General features: G+C 41.2%; 1 protein-coding gene. It reads right to left on the minus strand.

Annotated features, from left to right (window positions below; translation table 11 throughout):
- On the minus strand, positions 1-255 hold a 255-nt coding region (locus tag SM755_RS23930; RefSeq protein ID WP_323174874.1), incomplete at both ends, for a family 16 glycosylhydrolase.

Genomic DNA, 255 nt, shown 5'->3' on the forward strand with positions numbered 1-255 from the left:
CCCAGCATCAGGGGGTGTTACAGTACCAATGCTTTCGTTGTCAATTTTGAATGTAATATTTTTTGGGGTCCACTCCATTTGATAAAGGTGCCAGTCTTGATCAAAGCCCTCGTAGCTAGTTTGTTCGTAATGAGTCTTTGCATATTTGTTCATGGTGGCAGATGGTCCCCAGTGTAGGGTACTTGAAGCTAATTTTGATCCTATATTTTTTCCTGTTGAGTCTACTAAATCTTTGTTGCCTCGGCTCTCCAAAAT

Origin of the sequence: Natrialba sp. PRR66, assembly GCF_034808065.1 — an archaeon.
Lineage (GTDB): Archaea > Halobacteriota > Halobacteria > Halobacteriales > Natrialbaceae > Natrialba > Natrialba aegyptia.